This is a genomic window from Kribbella sp. VKM Ac-2566 (assembly GCF_004366005.1).
In the GTDB taxonomy this organism is placed as follows: domain Bacteria; phylum Actinomycetota; class Actinomycetes; order Propionibacteriales; family Kribbellaceae; genus Kribbella; species Kribbella pratensis.
On the sequence record NZ_SODT01000013.1, the window covers coordinates 365,493 to 387,852 of the forward strand.

A 22,360-nucleotide genomic window follows, 5' to 3' on the forward strand; every position below is an offset into this window, starting at 1 on the left:
CTGCCAGCAATGAAGCTGGACGCCCACGTGGGCGCCTATGAAGGCAACCACGCATAAACATGCGCCTGAACCCCACGACCTCATGCCGAGAAGGCGCTCTGGCTTGGGCCTGGGCTAGCTCCGCGGACTGTCGGTCAGTGGTCAGCCGTCTGGCTTCGCTGATACATCACCAAGTAGTGCAGATTGTCGACGAGGCGCTCATTCATCGGCCGACGGTGTGGTCAAGGTGCGCGTCCGAGGAGGAACACGCACCTTAACCACACGCCTCGAACTCTGTGACGGCGCCGTAAAGCTTCCTCCCCTCCGCTGAGGGACAGCTTGCAACGGGCGGCCGAGCGCTTATGAATGCTCACCTCCGAAGGCACTAGCTGCGCTGGTGATGCCGTTCGTTGGTCTGAGCGATTAGCCGGGCCTCTAGCGCGTCCGCATCGGCCGTCAGGCGCCGAGCTTACGTGGGAGCCGATTCAGTGGTTGCGGGCGATGCGGTGCAGGCGGCGTTTTCGCAGCCGCCCGAGCATTTGTCTTCTCGTCGCCTTGTTCGGTAGGCGTCGGGGCTGCATGTGTTCTGGCGGTACCCGGGTCACAGCTGTGGTGGCGCTTGGTCGTGAGGGCTCTCCTGGTGCCTGGCAGTCGAGTCGACAGTTCCGCCGGTCCCAGGCTGAGGAGTGTCGGAGCCGGCCGCTCGGCGTCGCAGATAGACGAGAATCACGGCGACCGCGATCACGCCGATGCCGATCATGCCGCCCACTGAGACGACGAAGGGGTCGCCGGACAGGTGCGCGCTGTCCGAGAGACGGTCCGAGAAGGAGTTCAGGCTGCCGTGGAGGATGGCGGCCATGAGAACGCTCGATCCGGCAGCGACGTACAGCCGGGTGAGCAGGAGGGACAGGCCGATGCCGAGGACAGACATGAAGAACAGCACGCCGAGCGGGTTCTTGCCGGGATAGTTCAGTCCCACCAGCAGCAGGGGCAGGTGCCACGGAGCCCAGATCAGAGCGACGATGACTGACGCCTTGACCTCGCCCAACGGAAGCAGTTTCGGGAGCAGATAGCCCCTCCATCCGTATTCCTCACCGAGGGCGAGCACGGTGCTGATCGGAGTTCCGATCACCAAAAGCAGCACGAAGACGTACCAGAACGGCTTTTCGGTGCCTGGGTCGAACTGGCTCAGGCCGCTGGCGTCCGAGATCCCGATCGTGGAGCTCACCAGAACGATCGGTCCGAAGATGGCCAGCATGTAGTAGCGCCATGGCCGGACGAGGCCGAGGGACCCCCTCAAGCCTTCCTTGCTGATGAACAGGCGCATGATGAGCGCCGCGGCCGCCGGTGCGAACATCCCCAGCGGGGCGTAGCTACCACCGGCATAGTTCGTCGGTGTCCGCCAGGTCTTCAGAGCTTGCAGCGCATCCGGCCACACCGGTGCCCAGAACGCCCAGGCGATTCCGTAGCTCAGGACGACAAACGTGATGACCATCCGCCACGGGACTTGCTTGTGGTGTGCCTGTCCGCGATTTTGTCGGGCGCTGCCGGCACCGCGTCTTGCTGTGTCCATCGTCGGTCCTTCCCTGTCGGCGTTGGTGACCTCGTCCAAATCCTTGACGTCCAGATCCTCGCGGCGGCGTTTGCAGGCGACTTGCACGGCCAGCTGTCGGAAGTGCGGCGTTCGCATCAGCGCAAGCCCCGCACGCAACGCAGGTGCAAGGCTCCGGCAGATCGTCTGGACGCGGCTCGTTCGGCCGCGCAATCACAATCGTGAGGAGACGAACATGACCAACAAGGTCCTGCGGGCCGCCCTAGGCGTGACCATGCTTGTGATCGGCGGCTGTCTCGCCGTCAGCGGGGCGATCCTGAGCGCGGTTGCCGGTCCCGACGACACCATGCGGACCGGGTATCACCCGGTGACGGCCGGCAGCCGTGCGCTGGTGGCCCGTGCGGCCAACATCTCGCCGGGCGCGGTGCCCCACGGGTTCGGCGACTTCACCCTGCGGATCAACGTCCGCTCCGCCGATAAGCCCGTGTTCATCGGAGTGACGCCGGATGCCGCGGCCGAGAGCTACCTGTCCGGCGCTGCCGTGCGTACTGTGCGCGGTCTGGAGCTGTGGCCCTACAAGTTGCATGCCGCCGACACACAGGGGACCGCGACCCCGCCGCCGCCCGGGAACGAGTCGTTCTGGGTGGCGTCGGCCGACGGCGGGTCGCCACAGCTGACCTGGAATGTGACGAATGGGAACTACCGCGTGGTCATCATGAACCACGACGCCTCGCCAGGCCTGACCACCGAAGTGAGGTACGCACTGACAATTCCGTGGCTCTTCGAGATCGGCATCGGCTCACTGGCCCTCGGCGGCGTCATCGGTATTCCCGGCCTGGTCCTGCTCGTGGGCACTGTCCGCGGACATCGCAGCCAGATCAGCGTGTAGGCAGCGGTTGGGGTCGGGTGGCTTCGTGGCATCGCCACGGAGTGAAGTTCCACCCGACCACTGCCCAGTCGCCGTCTCGGCAGCTGAACACGCTTGCCGATGCGGGCGACAGGGCGAACTTGGCGGCGGACCTGGATGGCAGCTGGAGCAGACGGGCGGCGAGGATACGCAGCAGATGTGCATGTGCGAAGACGAGTACGTCGCTACCGGTCTCCAGGACCGGAAGTACCCGTCCGAGCGCCTGGTCGGCGCGGGTCGCGACCTCGGCTAGAGGTTCCCGGGGTGCGAACCCGTCCGGCGCGGATGCATCCCAGATGCTCCAGTATCGCCCGACCGCGGTGGTGATCTCGTGCTCGGTGCGGCCCTCGAGTGGACCGTAGTCCCACTCGACGAGGTTCTGTTCGACCTCGGCGGTGAACCCGGCCAGCGCCGCCGTGCGCCTGGCGCGGCTCAGCGGGCTGGTGAGTACTGCGCCGTACTCCCGGCCGGCTAGGTAGGGGTGGAGCGTCGAAGCCTGTCGCTCGCCTTCTCGAGTCAACGGGAGATCGGTCCGTCCGGTGTATCTGCCGGTCCGGCTCCACGCGGTTTCACCGTGCCGGACGAGAATGAGCCTCCCTTGGCTGTGGCGGCGTGCGTCGAGTGCATTCATAGCGGCGGCCACGCGCGCGGGAGGAAGTTCCAAAGGAGCAGAGCCCGGTTGTCGCGGCGACTGCCCAGGACGCTCAGGGATCCGGTCGCCAGCGGCAGCCGGGGCGCCGCCAGGGCGGGCAACCCGAGCCACCGGGCGGCGAGGATCTGCAGCATGTTGGCATTGGCTACGAGCACCACATCTTTGCCGTCGGCAAGCACGGTGTCTGCCTCGGCGAGGACGTGATCCGCCCGCGCGGTCGGTGCGTGAGTAGCCTCGCCGGACATAGTGATCGGTGCGCTCGTATCGAACCGGATCGTTCCGCAGCGGTCACCCAGTCCGGGCTTAGCCGACGTGGTCTGGCTGCTGGTGACTGAGCACCACTCGATCAGGTTCTCGTCTGGTTCGGCTTCAAGGCCGGCCAGCGCCGCGGTCTGGCGCGCCTGTGAGAGCGGGCTGGACAGCACGCGACCGAAGCGGCGATTACGCAGGTAGGGTCTGAGCGCGCGGGCTTGGTCCTCGCCGGCGTCGTTCAGCGGTAGGTCAGGCTGTGCCGCGAGCTGGACGTGATGGGCGTGCGCGGCGACAGCGCCGTTGCGAACCAACAGCAGTTCACTCATCGGTCCGTCCTTTCGGTCGGACTCCCAGGAGCACGGTGGCCCTGCATCAGCGGCCTACCGTCCCGAATGTGGAAACCGTGTTGGTGCAGGTGATGTCGGAGGCCGGGAGTTGTCCGGTCACCAGGTACCGCGTGACAGTCGCATCGACGCAGGGGTTGCCGTAGGTCAGGTACACGATGTGTTTCTGAGCGTTGGCCAGGGTGATCAGCCGGGAGTTGTGCAGCAGTTGGTGCAGGCGCCGCGCCCCGGAGGCTGGAGTCGCGGTGTCGAGTTCTGACTGGACCATGAGGATGCTCGGCGCCTCGTTGCCCGGTCCGATCGGCGTGGCCGGCTCGAGCGGCCGGAACGGCCAGAAGGTGCACGGTTTGACCGTGGCGGCGGTCGCCAGTCTCGATCCTCGCCGGCTCGCGCAACGTCAACGTCGGCACGATCACCGGCGACTTCACTGCGCCGGAGTACATCAACAACACCGGTGCGGCACTGATCTATCGCGGATCCTCCACGACGCAGGCGCTGGGCGCGCCCGGCGAGAACCATCACCTCTGGGACTTCGACACGTCCCTCGACGGCTGGACCGCGGGCTTCAACGCGACCGTGTCCGCGCCCGGCGACGTGCTGGAGTACCGGTTGTCCGGACCGGACGCGCGCATCGTGAACGCGCCGGACCTCACGCTCGACGCGGGCCGGCTGAGGTACGTGAAGATCGGCTTGCGCAACGCCACCACGGGACCTACGGCCAGGTCTACTTCCGGACCGCCGCGGATCCGACCTGGACAGAGTCGAAGAAAGTGACCTTTACCGTGCGTCCGACAACCGCCGGCTTCGTCGAGTACGTCGCCGACCTGGCAACCGTGCCCAGCTGGACCGGCACCGCGATTCAGCTTCGCATCGACCCGCCTGATCAAGCGGCCTCCGGCGACGACGGCATCGTCGACGGCGCGATCGACTACGTACTTCTGTCGCCGGATCCGCGGCTGAGCGGCGCTGTCCGCTGGGACACCGACGCGGAGCTCGCGACCCTGACCCGCAACTACATGAGCAGTCCACAGATCAGCGACGGCAAGCTCACGTACGACGTGACCGACACCCAGGAGGCGGCGCCGCGGTTGACCACACCCGACGTGGGTGAGCTCGGCCTGGGTCTTGCGAGGCTCGGCACGGTGGAGGTCAGATCAAGAATCCCACCATCGGCACGAATGTCGCCGTCTTCCACACGACCAAGGAGTATCCGGTGCAGGACGCCGAGCGACGAGCCAGTCTGCAGGTGGCCACGCTGACATCCGGCTACGCGACCTTCTACGTCGACCTCACAACCGGCTCCTGGACCCCGACCGAGACCCTGGCAAAGATCCGCGTCGACCTGCCTCGCGTCCCGGGAGTCGCGTCGACCGACCACGGCGTCGAATCGATCGCCGTCGTAGGCAACCTCACCTTGCTCGCGGCCCGCGCCAACCACTGACATAGCCCTTCGAAGGCCGCGTGATCCGGCCGTTGCGGCTGGCGCGTCTGGTCGTGGATGGTGACGATCGGGCAGCCGGGTAGAAGGTTGTCTGAGGCATTCGAGGAGCGGGCGAAGGCGACGGCGTTCTCCTTTGGCGCCAGTAGGTTCCACGCTCTCGTTAACCTGCTGATGCGCCTGGGTACTGGACTTGTGAGCGGTTCGTGAGGGTCCTGGGGTTAAGCAGCCAGCCTCAGGGCCCGCGAACCGGAGGCCGAGGCGGCGGTCCCCGCGGTACGGCGGCAGGGGAGGCGGGGCATGACGACCGGACGCAGTGACGACGACAACGCACCCGGGATTTCCGCGCGACGCAGCGCCGACGCTCAGGAGGCAGCGATCCCGGATGATTCGGTTGACGCCGTGCGTCCGGACCCGATGCCTGCAGACGATGCCGAGCCGCCTGCGGCGCCGTCGCCGGCTCACGATTCGGTTGCTGTCGAGCCGGTGGTCGTGCCGCGGTGGGTGCAGGCGATCGTGGTGGCGGTGGCCTTGTTCGCGTTGACGGCGCTCGCGCGTGCGGCGGCGCCGGTGTTGATGATCTTCCTGGTTGCTGCCGTTGTGGCATTGATCGTGAATCCGCTGGTGGTGGGGTTGCAGCGGGCGCGCGTTCCGCGCGGGATCGCCATCGTCCTGGTGTTCCTCGGCTTCTTCGTAGTGATGGGTGGCGCGGTCGCGTTGCTGGTCCGTCAGGTTGCCGTGCAGTTGGCGGCGTTCCAGGACGATCTGCCCCGTTTGATCGACTCGGCCAACGGATCGTTGGCGAATCTGCAGCAGTGGCTGGATCAGCGGGGGATCGGCATCCAGATCAAGCGCCCGGGCGAGACCGCGCTGGACACGTTGCAGGCCTCGGTACTGCGTGGCTCGGGAGACGTCGTCGCGTTCACCCGAGATCTGGTCACGACAGTCGTCGAAGCTGGTTTCGTACTCATTCTGACGCTGGTCGTCACGATCTACATGCTGATCTACGCGGGCCGGATCGGTGCCCTGACCCGGCAGGTGATGCCGTCCGGAGACGATGCCGTTGACGACGACTACCCGGCGCGGGTGCAGCAGGCGGTTTCGGGCTACGTCCGAGGGCAGCTTGCGTTCAGCCTCATTATGGGGCTCAGTGCCGGGGTGTCCTTGTGGGTGTTCGGGGCTCTCGGCATCTTCCCGTCCGGCAAGACGTACGCGGTGTTCTTCGGTGTGTTCTACGGCCTGATGGAGTTGATTCCTTACCTGGGGCCGGTTCTGGGTGCGGCGCCCGCGATTCTGGTGGCGTTGTTCCAGGGCGATCTGTGGACGGCTTTGTGGCTGCTGCTGCTGTTCGTCGTGCTGCAACAGCTGGAAGGGCATATCGTCGCGCCGCAGGTTTTCAGCCACAGCCTGCGTATCAACCCGTTGCTGGTGATGTTCGCATTGCTGCTCGGTGGGCACCTGCACGGCATCGCCGGAGCGCTGGTCGCGCTGCCGCTGGCTGCCATCGCACGCGAGACAGTTCTCTATCTGCGGCACCATCTGATGCTAGAGCCGTGGGGTACGCCGAGCGCTGCCACGCTGCGAGCTCGCCCACTGGCACCCACGATCTCTGCGGGCGCCCCACGAGCTCACAAGACCGCCGCCCATCACGGCCGCCTGCCCGGCCTGCGGCAGTTGGTGCCCCGGCTGCGCGACCGCGTCCACCGCGGCTCGGCCGACGATCGGTCATCCGGCGAACCCCGCACACCGCGCTCGTAGCGCATTGGTTCGGAGGGTCGCCTGGTGGCAACAGACAACCGCGACAGCATGCGATGGCGGCAACGACTGACCGCAGCCCCGGCACGGGCGGGTGCGGTGATCGGCGCCGCGGTGCAGAGCGCGTGGGGACACCGGGTGCTCGGGATGGCGGCGGAGATCGGCTTCTGGATGCTGCTGTCGCTGCCGCCGCTGGCGCTGTGTCTGCTCGGCCTGGTCGGCTACCTGGGGAGCGCGTTCGGCGTGGATCTCGGGACGGAGATCGAACCGCGACTCATTGAGATCGCGTCGCAAGCTCTCACTCCTGCGACCGTGAACAGTCTTGTCCGGCCTCTGGTCGACGAGGTGCTCACCAATGGGCGCGCTGACGTCGCATCGGCCGGGTTCTTGCTTGCGCTGTGGGCCGGCTCGACTGCGACAGCGAGCTACGTGAACGCGATCGCCATCGCCTACGGGCAGCGCAGCGAGCGCGGTGCGGCGCACAGCCGGGTCCTGGCGCTCGGCATGTATCTGGCCGGCGTGGTGATCGGAGTCGTCCTGCTGCCGCTGCTGCTCGTCGGTCCACAAACCCTGATCCAGGTCCTCCCGCCGACCGGCCACGATCTGGCGCAGACCGTGCTCCAGCTCGCCTACTGGCCCAGCCTGCTCGTCTTGTCCCTGGCGGCGCTGGTCACCTTCTACCATTACGCGGTACCGCTGCGCGCGAGATGGCGCGATCACCTGCCCGGCGCCGCGGTCGCCACTGCCATTTGGCTCGCAGGTGCAGCCGCCGTACGGCTCTATCTGCGCTACGCCTTCGACACCGTCAACATCTACGGCCCGATCAGCGCCCCGATCGCCGCACTGCTGTTCTTCTACCTCACCGCACTCGCCATCCTCCTCGGCGCCGAGGCGAACGCGCAGATGCGGAGCGAATCTCGGAGGTGACGAGCAAGCGGATCGCGGCGCAAACTGGAAGGGAGACCTTCGCCTGCCCGAGGAGGGGACGGCCATGCATCGACGACACTTCAGGCGTCTCCAGCGGCACCCAGCCACCGCGACGCCGACGCAGGTCCCCTCGCCGCAGTCGCGAGGCAGCATGTCGATCGAGACCCGGATGAACGAGATGCTGATCCTCGCTCGCTACCGAGCCTGGCGCCGAGGCCGCCGCCACTAGTCACTCGATCGGACTGGAGATCGGGGATGAACTGGCGGTTGGTGCCCGACGACCGGGAGGTCACGGTGCTGTACCGACGTGCCGAGAATCTGCTGGAGACCCTGGGACGCGGCGAAACGAGCGAGCGGTTGCTACCCGCAGTACTCGACCGAAGGCCATGCGTTGGCTGCGTTGCAACGGACAGCGGCAGTACGGCGGGACGCGCTGGACGCATGCGCCGTACCGGCGGTCGAACCCCGCTACAGCACCCGGCCCCGGCTGTTCGCAGCGGGCCGGGAGCGGAGTCCCCTGCGGGCGGTGTGGATTTCGCAGTCCGAAACGGAGACTCTCGCGGCGGCTCTCCGAGCCATGAACCTTGCGCTGACGCCGCGCGACCGGGTCGCCGTGGTCGATCCGGATCAGCGCCGACGGCTGGATGCATTAGCCGCACTCTTGGATGAATTCGAGCCGGACCCCCAGCTCTGGGTCGGCCCGCGGCGCTTGACAGACCGCAGAGAGCTCCTCAAGCCGCTCGCCCGGCTGGTCGCTCTGCTGAACTAGATCCGTCTCGGCCCGATCCATCAGCAGCGCCGAGCACGTGGGCGACCAACGTGGTTCTGCCTCCGCCGATCTGGCCTCGTCCCCTGCCAGGATTCATGATCCTCGACGCTGCTCCGGAACCTGGGCGGGCGCGAGGGCCGCATGTGGCCGCCGCTGCGAACCTTCTCCCCTACCCGGTACTCGTCACTGCCGGGCTGGATGATGCCGCCATGGACCAGCGACAGCGGACACCTAGCCCGCGGGCGTAAAATTTCTCACCCGCGTGAACACCTGCTCCTGATAGAAGACTCGCTCGTCCCAGCCCAGGATCTGGGTGGTGATCTCGAACCGGTCGAATAGCTGCCAGGACCGGCGGTACTTCATGGTCGACGCCACGATCACCGGCGCCCAGCATTTCGCGCGGGCGACCGGGAACATGCCGAGATCGCGGAACTGGTTGTTCCGGGCAACATCCATCATCTGCTGCTGCTGGGGACTCTGCGCTGCGACTGTCTTCGGCTAGCAGGATGCCTAGGTTGTTCAGCGTTCCAGCAAGGTAGGGCAAGTGGGCGGTGGGGTTCGCGTCGGCGAGTTGCCGGCGGATGGCAGTGCTTTGTTTGGCTGCGGCGAGGGCTTCGTCGAGGCGGCCGGCTCGCCCGAGCCGGCGATGGGACGACAGACCGGATCAGCCCGGTGGGATCGAGCAGTGTTCCGGCGTCGCCGTGTGCCCTGATCAACTCTGTTCCAAGCCGCCTCGGTGACAGGTGTCAGCTGCAGAGGCGGGATCCAACCCTTGGACAGCTGCTCGAGCCGTTGCCGACGGACGATCCAGCGCTGCGTGCGCAGGTCGACGCCGCTCACCGTGACCAAGTCGAACGCGGCGTAGGAGGCGGGACGCTCGGCCGCCCTTGGCTCGGGCCTTCGCGGGCTGGTAACGAGGCGACCTCGCGGGTTTCGCGGTGCTTCACCTTGACCCGGGCGTCGCGGCGGCCCGGCGTGTAGCGCGAGGCTGCGCCTTTGACGACGAGTCCTTCGACCCTCATCGCGGCGGGCAACACCTCGACCCACTCGGTGGAGCGTCGGCGGAGTCCTCGGACCGATCAGCCACCCCGACGTCGTGATCGCCGGCCTGTACATCGGTGAGCTCGTCGTCGTCGGCCGCGCCGTGCCGCTGCCGATGACAAGCCCGCGGATTGTTGTGTGGCCGCGTTGGACGGGCTGGCGCGGCTGGAGTAGCGATGAGTCCCGCGCGTCGTCGGACTGAGACCGCGCAGGTGCGGATCCCGGCCGAGCTGGCGGGCCGGGCGAGGTGGCGCTGGCGAGATCGGTCGATCAGATCCCCGGCCCGGGGCGATGCAGGGCGGGTCACGGTATGTGGTGAAGTGGGGCCGTTACCTTCACTGAACTGGTCGAGCCGGTGGCGCGGGTGGGTTTCCAGCCGTGAGGAGTGGAGGAGCTGGGCAACGACGAGTCCTGTTTCTGCGAGTTCGGTGAACGCTCTCTACTGAACTGTTTTCGAGTAGGCCGGTTGGCTTTCGCGATGTGAGGTGGCGAATCAGTCGGTGGAGGCGGTCTCGAGGGCGCGTTCCTGTGGAGCCGCCTCGCGCAGAGACCTGCGGACGACCGAGGCGCCGATCAGTGAGATGCCGAAGACCACGCTGAACGCGATCGCGCCGTTGACCAGCGCGGTCATCAGTCCATTGGCGGTGACGATCGCACCCAGGGCCGGAGCGCCGATGCCCTGGGAGATGTAGCCGAGCAGGTAACCGCCGGAGACCATGCTCGCGCGGTGGTGTGGCGCGGCGTACCGGTTCAGGATGGTCAGCCCGCCGGCGAAGTCGAAGGAGTATCCGATTCCGGCACAGGCCGAGGCGAGGAAGAAGACCACGATCGAGTGCGTCGTACCGGTGACGACGAACAGCCACACCGCGCCGGATGAGAAGACGGCGCCAACGATCACGGCGGTCCACAGGTCCAGTCTCTTGGCCAGCAAGGCGGTGGCCGAGATCGAGATAGCGAAGACGGACAGCAGTGCACCGGTGAGTAGGGCGTTGTCCGAACGCGCGAGTTGATGAGCGATCTTGGCGCCGAGCGGAAGCACCAGCGATCCGAGCATGAACGACGAGGCGAACGCGATCGAGCCGGCCGCGAAAATCCCGCGGTTGCCGCGCGGGATGACGATCGCGCGGATCCGCCAGCGCGATCGCGCCTCGTCGGGTGTGTGCCGCGGCAACCTGAGGGCGAAGAAGACGACGACAAGGATCATCAGCGCCAGCACGACGAAGGTCAGGCGGAGCGGGTACGGCGCGTATTGCGACAACCCGCCGCCGACCAGCATCGCGAGTGCGATGCCTGAGGCGGAGACGGCGGTGCCGATCGCGCCGGCGCGCTTGTCGGCGCCGGCTGCGCTGAACTCGACCATGGCCACGCTCGCCGGGCTGAGTGACAGGCCGACGCCGAGCCCCATGAAGGCGCGACCGACCAGCAACAGGGTGACGTCCCTGGCCAGGACGAACAGCACTACGCCCACAAGTTCGGCGGCCAGGCCCAGCAGTATCGCCGCCCGCCGGCCGATGTGGTCGGACAGGTTTCCGAAGATGACAAGGACAGGGATCAGTGCGATCGGATAGGCGGCGAAGATCCAGGCCACGGTGGTCGACGTGACGCCCCAGTCGGCCTGATAGAGCGGGTAGATCATCGTCGGGCACGCGCTGGTCCACAGCGCCAGCGCGACGACCGCGCCGGCTGTCCAGAAACTGGCGCGCTCACTGAGCGATCGCACGGATCCTCCAAGTGCTGCGGCAGACCGCCGCCTAGCTGAGTTGATTTTCTGAACCTAGCATCTTCTGGGTATAGTTTCATAACTCAGCTCGAAAGGCGGGACGACATGCCAAAGTCGCTAGGCAAGGACTCGACCTGCTCGATCGCGCGCAGCCTCGAAGTGCTTGGCGACCGCTGGACGCTGCTGATCCTGCGCGAAGCGCTGATCGCGGGATCGACCCGGTTCCAGGAGTTCCGCGAGGCACTTGGCATCGCCCCGAATCTGCTGACCCAGCGGCTCACGTTCCTGATCGACGAGGGTCTGCTGACCCGTCGTACGTATCGGGAAGAAGGCGCGCGGGCGCGGGACGAGTACGTTCTGACCGAGACCGGCCGCAGTCTCAACCTGGTGATCGCCGCGCTCAGCGATTGGGCAAGGACGTGCCGGCCGCGTCCGGACGGGACTTCACCGGCGTTTGTTGTCGAGGACTCCGGAGCGCCGGTGCGATTGGCGTTCGTGACGGGGGACGGCGACCAGGTGAACGCGCAGCGGTTGGTCGCCCGTCGTACCCCCGATCGTGAACTCGCCGGCCCCTGACGCTGCGCCGCCTGACTCGTGGTCGGTACGTCAGTGGCGTGAGCGCCTGGGGTCCGACTTGTCTTGAACTGCCTGACCGGGGACGACTGCCGGACAGGGCCCGCTCTGACTGACCCGCGCCTAGTGGCTGATCCGGTAGGCAGTGGTGATGTCCCACAGGGTGGCGCGCGGATCTTCGGTCGGCAGGACGGTGCGGCTTGGCGTGCTCGGTAGCCTCGCCCGCGCTGCGTGTGGTGTCTCGCTGTGCGACGGGGATGTTTCTGAGAGTGAGCGTGGTTTGTTTACCTCGCGCACATCTCGGGTGCTCGCTGTATTGGGCTCAGGGCGGCTGTCGGCTCACAGAATTGGTCGCGGCTCTGATGCGTAGTCAGGGCCGGCCCATCGTGTGAGGAGGAATCGTGATACGCAAGCGCATCGCGGCCGTGGTCTGTGCGGCGGCCGGCGTCATCGCTTCGGTGACGGTTGTCCACGGTAGCTCGTCCCCCGCGCAAGCGGCGACCAGCGTCCCGGTCTTCGACCACATCGTGTTGGTGATGTTCGAGAACCACGCGTACTCGCAGATCAACGGCAGCTCCAGTGCCCCGACGTTCAACAGCCTGGCGAGCCAGGGCGCGAAGTTCACGCAGGCGTACGGCGTGACGCACCCCAGCGAGCCCAACTACCTGGCGATCTTCTCGGGAAAGACGCAGGGCATCACCGACGACAGCTGCCCGCACACCTTCAGCGGGAACAATCTCGGCAACCAGCTGATCGGCGCGGGCAAGTCTTTCAAGGGTTACTCGGAGAGCATGCCGTCCGACGGCTACACCGGTTGCTCGAGCGGCACGTACCGGCGCAAGCACAACGGCTGGGTCGACTTCAGCAACGTACCGGCGGCCAGCAACCTGAGGTACTCCGTCTTCCCGAGCTCGACCAACTACGCCAGTCTGCCGACGGTGTCGTTCGTAAGCCCGAACATGTGCAACGACATGCACGACTGCTCGGTCGGCACGGGTGACACCTGGCTGAAGAACAACCTGACGGCGTACGCGTCCTGGGCGAAGACACACAACAGCCTGCTGATCATCACGTTCGACGAGGACAACGGCAGTTCGTCGAACCACATCTTCACCGCGTTCGTCGGCGCGCACACCCAGGTCGGCACCTTCTCCAACCAGATCAACCACTACAACGTCCTGAGCACCATCGAGAGCGCGTACGGGCTGACGCACCTGAACTCGGCCGCGGAGATCACCAACGTCTGGAACTGATCATCGACACCGCTCCCGGCACGTCCGCGAGCGGGGTCCGACATCGCCACGGAGGTGATCCTCGTCGTGTACCTGTCCTCGATCGACCGTCCGCACGCCGCGCACCCGTCGCGTCGACGATCGCTGTTCCTCGTGAGCGGCAACGTATTCGCACTCGGCGCGGTCAGCCTGATCACCGACATCTCTTCCGAGATGGTGACCGCGGTGCTGCCGGTGTACCTGATGATCGGCCTGCACCTGAGCCCTGCCGTGTACGGCGTGGTCGACGGCACCTACACCGGCGCGACGGCGCTGTTGCGACTGGTCGGCGGGTACGTCGCAGACCGGACACGCCGGCGCAAGTTCATCGCGGGACTCGGCTACGGGTTCTCGGCGGTGGCGAAACTCGGCCTGCCGGCCGCGGGCAACGCCGTCGGCGTGATCGGCGCGGTGATCGCGATCGACCGCACCGGCAAGGGCCTGCGGACGGCGCCGCGCGATGCACTGATCACCTTGTCCACGCCGCCGCAGTTGTACGGCCGCGCGTTCGGTGTGCATCGGATGATGGACACCGTCGGAGCGTTCGCCGGGCCGCTCGTGGCGTTGGGCATTCTGGCGGCGACGGCTCAGGCGTACGACGCGGTGTTCGTGGCGAGCTTCTGCATTGCGGCGTTCGGCGTACTCGTGCTGGTGCTGTTCGTGCGGGACCGCGGCGGCGAACAGCCGTCGAAGGGCACAGTGGCGCTCTCATCGCTAGGCGGTCTGCTGCGGATTGCGCCGGTACGTCGGCTGGTGCTGGCCGCGTGCCTGGCTGGAATGGTGACCATCGGCGACGGCTTCGTCTACCTGTTGCTGCAGCGGCGGGAGGACCTCAGTGTCGGCTGGTTCCCGTTACTTGCTGTCGGCACCAATCTCTCCTACCTGCTGCTCGCCACGCCGCTGGGCGTGCTCGCCGACAAGATCGGTCGGCAGAAGGTCGTGCTGGCCGGATACACCGCGCTGATGCTGGTCTACCTGTTGCTGTTCGGACCGTTCGGTGGCTGGCCGCTGCTGGTTGTCGTGCTGGCGCTGTACGGGCTCTTCTACGCGTCCACGGACGGCGTACTGATCGCTCTGGCCGGACCGGTACTGCCTACCGGAGTACGTACGACGGGGATCGCGCTGATCCAGACCGGGCAGGCGATGGCGTACCTGGTGTCGTCGGTGCTGTTCGGGTTGGCGTGGACGGTGTGGGGACCGGCAAGTGCGATACGGATCGCTGCGGTGCTGGTTGCTGTGGCGGTGTTCGCGGTTGCTTTGCTCCTGCGCGGAATCCCGTCCACCGACGCCGACGAGGAGGAGCCGGCATGACACGGCGGATAGTGCTCGCCCTGGTCGGCGCCGTTGTGCTGGCCATGGTCGCGGTCGGGTACGGCGTACTCACGAGCGCGCGCGAGCACACGACGGTGGCTGCGGCCAATGCGCTGAGCCTCGTGGGGCCGCGGATCATGTTCCGCAGCACAGCACCGGACAGCAAGGGGCACCTGGCCTTGGTGGCGAAGGACGATCCGGACGGGCCGCGCTCGGTTTCCGCACTCGGCTGTCTGCGGGTGTACGCGGCCGGAGGCACCGGCGCCTGCCTGCGACAAGACGGTGCGTTGACCACGTTCCAGATCGCCATCCTGGACCGGAACCTGAACGTGGAGAAGGCGATTCCCCTGGTCGGCGTACCGAACCGGACCCGGGTGTCCGGCGATGGGCGACTGGTGGCCTGGACAGTATTCGTTGCGGGCGACTCGTACAACCACGGCCGCTTCTCCACCCGCGCCGGGCTGATCGACCTGAGGTCCGACGATATGGTCGACTCGCTGGAATTCCTGTCGGTGACGCTGGACGGGCACCCTTACACCGCTCCCGACCTCAACTTCTGGGGCATCACCTTCGCCGCCGACGACAATCGCTTCTACGCGACGATGTCCACCGGCGGGAATCGATACCTGGTCGAAGGCGACATCGCGGCAAAGACAGTGCGAACCATCGCGAAGAACGTCGAATGCCCATCATTGTCACCCGACGGAACACGCATCGCCTTCAAGTCGGCGATCGACGGGGACCCCGCGAAGGGATGGCGACTGTCCGTACTCGACCTGGCATCAGGCACGAGAACACCGCTCGCCGAAGCCCGCAGCGTGGACGACCAGCCCGCATGGCTGGACGCGAACACCATCGGCTACTCCATTCCGCGCGGCACCGGCGACTCGGACGTCCGGGTGGTTCCCGCCGACGGCTCCGGCAGCCCACGTCTGCTCATCCCGCACGCAGAATCCCCGGCCGCGCTCGGCTGATCGCGACCCGGGCCGCTTGGGGTCAGCTGGCGAGACTACGGTCACGCGCGAACCGGGAGGAACGCCAGGGGCGGGCCCCCGCTTAGCCCCGCCCCTGACGAGCTTTCCCCGACGCTGTTCAAAACGACCAGCAAGCAGGAAGCGTTACGAGCAGGTGACCGTTCAAACGATGTCTGTCCGGACGCACAGATCGCGTTGTTCAAGGCTACAAATCGCAGGGAGGTGGCCCTCGATTAGCCTGATGACATGACGAGAGATCCGAGTAACGAGGTCAAGGCCGTCACCACCGACCCGAGTGTTGTGGCCGAGGATGCGGACTACGAACTCGACGCCGCGAAGGCCAGCGAACCCGACGACGCGCTCGGTGCCGAATCCGCGGAGCAGTCCTTCGATCCGACCGCGACGACAGCACTTGAGTCGGACCTACAGAATCTGAAGAGCGCCGCGGAGGCGTTGGAAAGCGACTGATCCAAAGGCAGCTGTCCGTCAGGACAATTCGTCCGCCGTCGCGTTCACTGACCTGACGAGGTGACGCGGACCATGATGTTCTTCATCAAGGGTTGATCGCTCTGTCGGCTGTAGTCGTTGTGCGCGACCAGTACGTTCATCTCGGGCATGTAGCCGGCAGCGCTGCCACGAGGTACGTCGTACGCCAATGCCCGGTATTCATGCAGCGAGCGCGTCGTTCCGTCTCGCGCGGTCGCGGTGATGTCGACCAGATCGCCTTCGCTGATTCCGCGGGCGCGCATGTCGTCGGCGTTCATGAGGATCAGGGTGCGCAGGTTCTTCACGCCGCGGTAGCGGTCGTTGTCGGAGTAGATCGTGGTGTTCCACTGGTCGTGCGAGCGCATCGTCTGCAGCACCAGTACGTCGTCCGATGCGGGGATCACGTCGGGGAGCTCAGCGGTGGAGAACTCGGCTCGTCCCGACGGGGTGTGGAAGACGAGTTCCCGTGCAGGTTGGCGGAGGCGGAAACCGAGCGGCCGGCGGACTCTGCGGTTGAAGTCCTCGAATCCGTCGAGCGCCTTGGCCATCACATCTCGGATCCGGTCGTAGTCGTCGACGTACCACTCCCACGGGGTCGAGCTCTCGGGCAGCGTGGCGCGGGCCATCCCCGCGATGATCGCAGGTTCGGACAGCAGGTACGGCGAGGCCGGGCGCTTCCTGCCCGTGGAGAGATGCACCATGCTCATCGAGTCCTCGACCGAGGTGGATTGTCGGCCACCTTGCTGCATGTCCAGTTCGGTCCGCCCGAGACACGGGAGGATAAGCGCCTGCCGCCCGTGCGTGAGGTGGCTGCGATTGAGCTTGGTGCTGACGTGGACTGTCAAGTCGCACTGCTGCAGCCCTTGAGCGGTGAAGGCGGTGTCCGGTGCGGCGAGTGCGAAGTTGCCGCCCATCCCGACGAAGACCTTGACTGTCCCGGTGTTCATGGCCGCGACAACGTCGACTGTGTCCAGGCCGTGCTCGCGGGGTGGTTCGATCTTGCAGGCCTCGGCGAGTCGGTCGAGGAACTGCGGCGTGGGGCGGTGGTCGATCCCGCAGGTGCGGTTGCCTTGGACGTTGCTGTGCCCGCGTACCGGCGACGGTCCGGCGCCTTCTCGTCCTAGATTTCCGCGCAGCAGTAGGAGGTTGACGATCTCGCGGACGGTGTCGACGCCGTGCTCGTGCTGGGTGACGCCGAGGCACCAGCTGATCAGAGTGCGCTTGGACCGGGAGTAGATCTCGGCCGCACGCCGGATGTCGGTCTCGGACAGGCCGGACTGCCGTTCGAGGTCGCTCCATTCCGTTGCTTCGCACAGCTCGCGGTACTTTTCGAAGCCGTGCGTGTGGCGCTCGAGGAAGACTTCGTCGAGCGCCTTCGGATCGGACCGGTGCTCCTCCAGCACGGCCTTCGCAATTCCGCGGAGTAGGGCGAGGTCGCCCCCGGGCCGGACCTGGAGATTCAGCGTGCTCGTCGGTGTGGACTTGAACAGGGCCATGTCGACGATCTCGTGCGGCACAATGGTCCGCCGGGCCGCGGCCTCGACCAGCGGATTGATGTGCACGACCTGCGCCCCGCGACGATACGCGTCGGACAGTGCGGTCAGCATTCGCGGGGCGTTCGAAGCCGCGTTGACGCCGATGATGAACAGCGCCTCGGCGGACTCCCAGTCCTTGAGATCGGCCGTGCCCTTCCCGGTGCCCAGTGCGGCCTGGAGTGCGCGGCCGGACGCCTCGTGGCACATGTTCGAGCAGTCCGGCAGATTGTTGGTGCCGTACTCGCGGGCCATCAACTGGTAGAGGAACGTGGCCTCGTTGCTCAGCCGCCCGGAGGTGTAGAACGCCGCTTGGTCCGGACTGTCCAGGGCTCGGAGATTCTGGCCGATCAGTTCGAACGCCGCCTGCCATTCGATCGGTGCGTAGCGATCGGTCGCAGCGTCGTACACCATCGGTTCGGTCAGCCGGCCGACGTCCTCCAACGCGAAGTTCGTCCAGGTCTCGAGCTCGGCCATGGTGTGTTCGGCGAAGAACTCGCGCCCGGCGCGCTTCGGAGTCATCTCCCAGGAGACGTGTTTGATGCCGTTCTCGCAGATGTCCAGTTTCAGCCCGTCGGTGGCATCGGGCCAGGCGCAGCCGGGACAGTCGAATCCGCCGCTGTCGTGGTTCATGGTGAGCATGGCACGGGTTCCGGATACAACCGTGTGTTCTCGGCCGAGCACCCGAGCTACCGACAACGCAGCACCCCAGCCGGCGGCCGGGTGGTGGTAGTCCTTCTGCGACCACTCCCGGTCGGTCGTCGGTCCATCACCGCCCGCGCGGACGTCGTCCACCGTGTCGTCGCTCATCGCTACCGTGCTCCCTGCTCGCGGATCAGGACTGCTTTGAGGTTAGTTACGAGTCTGCACCCGAGGGTGCGACGGGAGGAGACGTTGTGGACGCCGACGAACGATGTTGTCCCTCGCGACAGCTCTCCGATCCGGTGTCCGTCCGGACGGCCGTCGGCTCGTTAGTTGTGGCCGTGGGTGGTGGTTGCATCCGGGCTGATTTGAACGGCGTACGACGCTGCGGCCAGTTCGGCGGCGTCGTTCGGGTCCGACAGTGAACGTCCGGTGAGTTCTTGCAGTCGACGGAGCCGGTAACGAACTGTGTTCGGATGGCAGTGCAGCACACGGCCGGCGTGCTCGGCCGAGCCGTCGTGATTCAGATAGGCGGTGAGCGTTTCCAGCAGGATGGCGCGGTCGTCGGACGGCAATGCGAGTACGGTTCCGAGGACAGCCTGGGTGATCCGCCGTCCTTCAGCCGGGTCCAACGCCAGGAGTGCGGCCAGCGGGCTGGGGTCGAACAGGCGCACCTCGGCGCGACCCGCCGGAACTGCGCTGAGCGCCGTACGTGCCAGGTGCAGGGCTCGCGGGGTGTCCGACAACGACGGGTACGGCGGACTCACTCCGGTCCGTGCCGTCACGGTTTCGCGCAGTGTGGACAGGACTCGGTCCTGCTGCTCGAGGGGGACTGCCACTAGCCCCAGCTGTAGGGCAGGGGTCAATCGCCAACCGGAGACCACACCACGATCGGACAGTCGGCGTTCGATCCCGGGCAGGCTCTCCTCGGCCAAGCCACGGGTTTCGGCGGCGACGACGATCAGTTGCGCGCCTGGTGGGAGTCCGAGCAGCGATGCGGCCTCCCAAGGCCCACCATCGGGTCCTGGTTGACCAGTGAGCAAAGCTTCGACCAGCGCGCCCCGGCGCTGCTGGCGGGCGAGCAGGATCTCTGCGGTTGCCGCGCGGTAGGCCTCGGTGACCGCGAGTGCGTGTTCGTCGGTGAACTGCCAGATCAGACTGGCTGCTGACAGTAGGGCGTCAACCGCTGACTGGCCACGGCTCTCGCGGGCGTGCGCGACCAGGGCATCCCAGAGGGTCGCGAAGCAGATCCGGTACGCCTGGAGTACCTCGGGCAACGGCGCAGACTGCTGGGCGCGCCGACGCCCGGTGTCTCGTGGAGCGGCGAGATCGCGCGGTTCCTCGGGCGCGCGGAGGGCGCTGACCAGGAACCGAAGGTTATGGCCGACCGAGCGGCGCAGGTCGGCGACCGATACCACCGCGCCACCGTGGTAGAAGGGCACTCGGGCCAGGATCGCGGTGCAAGCGTTCTCCGCGAGTTGGGGCAACTGTGACTCGGCCCAGGCGGCGAGATCAGCCAGGTCGGTCGGTTGGTTGTCGCTCATGTCCTCGCTCTCATGACAGGTCGTGCTCTTCTGCTATCTCAGCACACCGTCGGCCAGGAGGCATTGACCCGCGACAGTGGGTTGTTGGCCGTTGGCCGGTCCAACACAGTGTCGGCAGTTGACCGACGCCGACTTCTGGCGCGCCGGACAACGGCAGCAGTAACGTCGAACAAATCCCACTGCGATCTACCGCCGGCTTGCCCGGCCGGCGGTAGCGTTCCAGCGTGCCTGAGGATCCCGGCACGGGCTGATGCCTGAGGCAACAAGAACCGTGCCGGCGGACGACCGAGACGGACGGAGACGGACATGGCGAAGGCAGTCGGTATCGACCTGGGCACCACCAACTCGGTGATCGCCGTCGTGGAAGGCGGCCAGCCCACGGTGATCCCGAACAGCGAAGGATCCCGCACCACACCCTCGGTGGTGGCGTTCACCGATGACGGTGAGCGTTTGGTGGGTAACCTCGCGCGGCGGCAGGCGATCCTGAACCCGAAGGGCACGATCTACTCGGCGAAGCGGTTCATCGGCCGGCGGTACGACGAGGTCACGAGTGAGATGACCGCGGTGTCGTTCGATGTGGTCGAGGGGCCGGACGGGTCGGTGCGGTTCGACGTACGGGGGAAGCTGTACGCGCCGGAGGAGATCTCCGCGCTGGTGTTGCGCAAGCTCGTCGAGGACGCGTCGAAGTTCCTGGGGGAGAAGGTGACCGAGGCGGTCATCACGGTTCCGGCGTACTTCAACGACACGCAGCGGCAGGCGACCAAGGACGCCGGGAAGATCGCAGGTCTGGAGGTACTGCGGATCATCAACGAGCCGACCGCGGCGGCGCTGGCGTACGGGCTGGACAAGCAGGAGAACGAGACCGTTCTGGTGTTCGACCTGGGTGGCGGCACGTTCGATGTCAGCGTTCTGACGGTCGGTGACGGTGTGGTCGAGGTGTTGTCGACGTCGGGTGACGGGCATCTGGGTGGTGACGACTTCGACCGGCGGCTGGTCGACTACCTGGCGGACGAGTTCAAGAAGACCGAGGGGGTAGATCTGCGGGAGGACGCGCAGGCGTTGCAGCGGTTGTTCGAGGCGGCCGAGAAGGCGAAGGTCGAGCTGTCGTCGGTGTCGCAGACGCAGGTGAACCTGCCGTTCGTGACCGCGACGTCGACGGGTCCGAAGCATCTGGTGGTGACCGTGATGCGGTCGACGTTCGACGAGATCACGCATGATCTGGTGGAGCGATGCCTGGGGCCGGTGCAGCAGGCGATGGCGGACGCGAAGGTGACGGCGAACGACATCGACGAGGTGATCCTGGTCGGCGGGTCGACGCGGATCCCCGCCGTACAGCAGCTGGTCCGGCGGTTGACGGGTGGCAAGGACCCGAACATGACCGTGAATCCGGACGAGGTGGTCGCGATCGGCGCCGCGACGCAGGCCGCGATCATCAAGGGTGAGCTGAAGGACGTGCTGCTGCTCGACGTGACGCCGTTGTCGCTGGGTGTGGAGACGCTGGGCGGGATGATGACGAAGGTCATCGAACGGAACACGACGATCCCGGCGCGGCGGACGGAGACCTTCAGTACGGCGGAGGACAACCAGAACGCGGTCGACATCGTGGTCCTGCAGGGCGAGCGGGAGCGGGCCGCGGACAACCGGGTGATCGGACGGTTCCGGCTGGAGGGGATCCGGCCGGCGGGGCGTGGTGAGCCGCAGGTCGAGGTCACGTACGACATCGACGCGAACGGGATCCTGAACGTGTCGGCGAAGGACAAGGACACCGGGGTCGAGCAGCGGATCACGATCACCGAGAGCTCGGCGCTGGATCCGGGCGAGGTCGACCGGATGGTCGCGGACGCCGAACAGCACCGGACCGAGGACACCCGGCTGCGCGAGGAGGTCGACGCGCGCAACGAGCTGGACGCGGTCGCCTACCAGGTCGACCGCCGGCTGACCGAGCTCGGCGACACGGTCGCGGTGCACGAGAAGGCTCGTGCGGAGACGTTGGTGGCCGATGCGCGGCAGGCGGTGAAGGAAGGTGCTGGGCTCGACCGGGTGCGGCCGCTCACGCAGGAGTTGCAGCAGGTGTACCAGGGCCTGCTGGCCAGCCGGTCCCCAGATGGCCCGCCGCCCGGCCAGTCCGGTAAGCAGGACTCGGCCGCGGACGACGACGTGATCGACGCCGACTTCACGGTCGACTGATGTCGGGCGAGCAGTCGGACACGGCCGCCACCTCAGCTGAAGAATCGGCAGCCGTCGTCGACGAGGAGCCGGACAAGGATGAGGAGATCGCTCGTCTCGACGATCAGTTGCGTCGTACGGCGGCTGACCTGGACAACCTGCGGAAGCGGTACCAGCGCGACCTGGACCGGGAACGGTCCGCCGAGCGTTCTCGGGCTGCGGCCACCTGGTTGCCGGTCGTCGACAACCTCGAGCTGGCTGTGCAACACGCCGACAGCGGCGCGGAGGCGGTCGTCGAAGGGATCAAGGCGGTCCACGCGCAGGCCGTCGCGGCGCTGGGCCGGCTCGGGTATCCGAGGTTCGACCCGGTTGGTGAGCCGTTCGACCCGGCCGTGCACGAGGCCGTCAGCACGATCGCCGACCCGAACGCCGAACCCGGCACGGTGATCGCCGTGGTCCGGCCGGGATACGGGACCGCGGACGAGCTCCTCCGGCCGGCCTCGGTCGTCGTCGCGAAGCAGTAGT

Annotated in this window: 22 protein-coding genes; 13 read left to right on the forward strand and 9 right to left on the reverse strand. The window is 66.7% G+C overall.

Translation table 11 applies throughout. The annotated features are described in order from the left end of the window. Nucleotides 1-580 precede the first annotated feature (580 nt). Complete coding sequence (locus EV647_RS32485) at nucleotides 581-1,474, reverse strand: CPBP family intramembrane glutamic endopeptidase (RefSeq protein WP_238177499.1); 894 nt, start codon at nucleotides 1,472-1,474, stop codon at nucleotides 581-583. Between the two features lie 292 nt (nucleotides 1,475-1,766). Between EV647_RS32485 and EV647_RS32490 the strand changes: the two genes are divergently transcribed. Continuing rightward, nucleotides 1,767-2,420: a hypothetical protein gene (locus EV647_RS32490; RefSeq protein ID WP_134009785.1), complete on the forward strand. Its 654-nt coding sequence runs from the start codon at nucleotides 1,767-1,769 to the stop codon at nucleotides 2,418-2,420. Here the strand turns inward: EV647_RS32490 and EV647_RS32495 are convergent. The 4 genes from EV647_RS32495 to EV647_RS32510 all read right to left on the reverse strand — a co-directional run bounded on the left by EV647_RS32495 (nucleotide 2,410) and on the right by EV647_RS32510 (nucleotide 4,390). Then, nucleotides 2,410-3,069, reverse strand: coding sequence for a histidine phosphatase family protein (locus EV647_RS32495; RefSeq protein WP_134009787.1), 660 nt, complete (start codon nucleotides 3,067-3,069; stop codon nucleotides 2,410-2,412). The genes EV647_RS32490 and EV647_RS32495 overlap by 11 nt on opposite strands. Further along, nucleotides 3,066-3,668, reverse strand: coding sequence for a histidine phosphatase family protein (locus tag EV647_RS32500; protein ID WP_134009789.1), 603 nt, complete (start codon nucleotides 3,666-3,668; stop codon nucleotides 3,066-3,068). The genes EV647_RS32495 and EV647_RS32500 overlap by 4 nt, the downstream gene beginning before the upstream one ends. A 46-nt stretch (nucleotides 3,669-3,714) precedes the next feature. Further along, entirely contained in the window at nucleotides 3,715-4,056 is a 342-nt protein-coding gene (locus tag EV647_RS32505) for an alpha/beta hydrolase (RefSeq protein WP_134009791.1), read from the reverse strand. 148 nt (nucleotides 4,057-4,204) lie between these two features. Then, nucleotides 4,205-4,390 carry a hypothetical protein gene (locus tag EV647_RS32510; protein ID WP_134009793.1) on the reverse strand — a complete coding sequence of 62 codons (186 nt, stop codon included), beginning with the start codon at nucleotides 4,388-4,390 and terminating at the stop codon, nucleotides 4,205-4,207. Between the two features lie 78 nt (nucleotides 4,391-4,468). On the opposite strand from EV647_RS32510, the gene EV647_RS32515 reads away from it, so the two are divergent. The 5 genes from EV647_RS32515 to EV647_RS32535 all read left to right on the forward strand — a co-directional run bounded on the left by EV647_RS32515 (nucleotide 4,469) and on the right by EV647_RS32535 (nucleotide 8,575). Continuing rightward, the gene (locus EV647_RS32515) at nucleotides 4,469-4,945 is read left to right on the forward strand and encodes a hypothetical protein (protein ID WP_134009795.1); all 477 of its coding nucleotides are present in this window, start codon (nucleotides 4,469-4,471) and stop codon (nucleotides 4,943-4,945) included. Further along, the gene (locus EV647_RS32520) at nucleotides 4,933-5,127 is read left to right on the forward strand and encodes a hypothetical protein (protein WP_134009797.1); all 195 of its coding nucleotides are present in this window, start codon (nucleotides 4,933-4,935) and stop codon (nucleotides 5,125-5,127) included. The genes EV647_RS32515 and EV647_RS32520 overlap by 13 nt, the downstream gene beginning before the upstream one ends. Nucleotides 5,128-5,628: 501 nt before the next feature. Further along, entirely contained in the window at nucleotides 5,629-6,882 is a 1,254-nt protein-coding gene (locus tag EV647_RS32525; RefSeq protein ID WP_166679760.1) for an AI-2E family transporter, read from the forward strand. 24 nt (nucleotides 6,883-6,906) lie between these two features. Further along, the gene (locus EV647_RS32530) at nucleotides 6,907-7,806 is read left to right on the forward strand and encodes a YihY/virulence factor BrkB family protein (protein WP_134009801.1); all 900 of its coding nucleotides are present in this window, start codon (nucleotides 6,907-6,909) and stop codon (nucleotides 7,804-7,806) included. Between the two features lie 307 nt (nucleotides 7,807-8,113). Next, a complete protein-coding gene (locus tag EV647_RS32535; protein WP_134009803.1) occupies nucleotides 8,114-8,575 on the forward strand; it encodes a hypothetical protein in 462 nt (153 codons plus the stop codon). Between the two features lie 231 nt (nucleotides 8,576-8,806). Here the strand turns inward: EV647_RS32535 and EV647_RS32540 are convergent, their stop codons facing one another. Together EV647_RS32540 and EV647_RS32545 are read right to left on the reverse strand one after the other, a co-directional pair. Further along, a complete protein-coding gene (locus tag EV647_RS32540) occupies nucleotides 8,807-9,034 on the reverse strand; it encodes a thioesterase family protein (protein WP_134009805.1) in 228 nt (75 codons plus the stop codon). A gap of 1,075 nt (nucleotides 9,035-10,109) precedes the next feature. Beyond that, the gene (locus EV647_RS32545) at nucleotides 10,110-11,336 is read right to left on the reverse strand and encodes an MFS transporter (protein WP_134009807.1); all 1,227 of its coding nucleotides are present in this window, start codon (nucleotides 11,334-11,336) and stop codon (nucleotides 10,110-10,112) included. 105 nt (nucleotides 11,337-11,441) lie between these two features. Between EV647_RS32545 and EV647_RS32550 the strand changes: the two genes are divergently transcribed. From EV647_RS32550 to EV647_RS32570, 5 genes are all read left to right on the forward strand, one after another. Then, entirely contained in the window at nucleotides 11,442-11,912 is a 471-nt protein-coding gene (locus EV647_RS32550) for a helix-turn-helix domain-containing protein (protein WP_134009809.1), read from the forward strand. Between the two features lie 398 nt (nucleotides 11,913-12,310). After that, nucleotides 12,311-13,162: an alkaline phosphatase family protein gene (locus tag EV647_RS32555; RefSeq protein ID WP_238177500.1), complete on the forward strand. Its 852-nt coding sequence runs from the start codon at nucleotides 12,311-12,313 to the stop codon at nucleotides 13,160-13,162. A 54-nt stretch (nucleotides 13,163-13,216) separates the two neighbouring features. Further along, a complete protein-coding gene (locus EV647_RS32560; RefSeq protein WP_202876375.1) occupies nucleotides 13,217-14,491 on the forward strand; it encodes an MFS transporter in 1,275 nt (424 codons plus the stop codon). Continuing rightward, entirely contained in the window at nucleotides 14,488-15,465 is a 978-nt protein-coding gene (locus tag EV647_RS32565) for a PD40 domain-containing protein (protein WP_134009811.1), read from the forward strand. The genes EV647_RS32560 and EV647_RS32565 overlap by 4 nt, the downstream gene beginning before the upstream one ends. A 246-nt stretch (nucleotides 15,466-15,711) precedes the next feature. Beyond that, nucleotides 15,712-15,933, forward strand: coding sequence for a hypothetical protein (locus EV647_RS32570; RefSeq protein WP_134009813.1), 222 nt, complete (start codon nucleotides 15,712-15,714; stop codon nucleotides 15,931-15,933). Between the two features lie 44 nt (nucleotides 15,934-15,977). Here the strand turns inward: EV647_RS32570 and EV647_RS32575 are convergent, their stop codons facing one another. Both EV647_RS32575 and EV647_RS32580 read right to left on the reverse strand, forming a co-directional pair. Further along, nucleotides 15,978-18,293 (reverse strand): FdhF/YdeP family oxidoreductase, encoded by a 2,316-nt coding sequence (locus EV647_RS32575; protein WP_134009815.1) that lies wholly within the window; start codon nucleotides 18,291-18,293, stop codon nucleotides 15,978-15,980. Nucleotides 18,294-18,454: 161 nt separating this feature from the next. Further along, the gene (locus EV647_RS32580) at nucleotides 18,455-19,669 is read right to left on the reverse strand and encodes a CdaR family transcriptional regulator (RefSeq protein ID WP_134009817.1); all 1,215 of its coding nucleotides are present in this window, start codon (nucleotides 19,667-19,669) and stop codon (nucleotides 18,455-18,457) included. A 306-nt stretch (nucleotides 19,670-19,975) separates the two neighbouring features. On the opposite strand from EV647_RS32580, the gene dnaK reads away from it, so the two are divergent. Both dnaK and EV647_RS32590 read left to right on the forward strand, forming a co-directional pair. Then, the gene (dnaK, locus tag EV647_RS32585; protein WP_134009819.1) at nucleotides 19,976-21,856 is read left to right on the forward strand and encodes a molecular chaperone DnaK; all 1,881 of its coding nucleotides are present in this window, start codon (nucleotides 19,976-19,978) and stop codon (nucleotides 21,854-21,856) included. Further along, nucleotides 21,856-22,359: a nucleotide exchange factor GrpE gene (locus EV647_RS32590; protein ID WP_134009821.1), complete on the forward strand. Its 504-nt coding sequence runs from the start codon at nucleotides 21,856-21,858 to the stop codon at nucleotides 22,357-22,359. Before dnaK ends, EV647_RS32590 begins: the two co-directional genes overlap by 1 nt. Nucleotide 22,360: the final 1 nt, after the last annotated feature.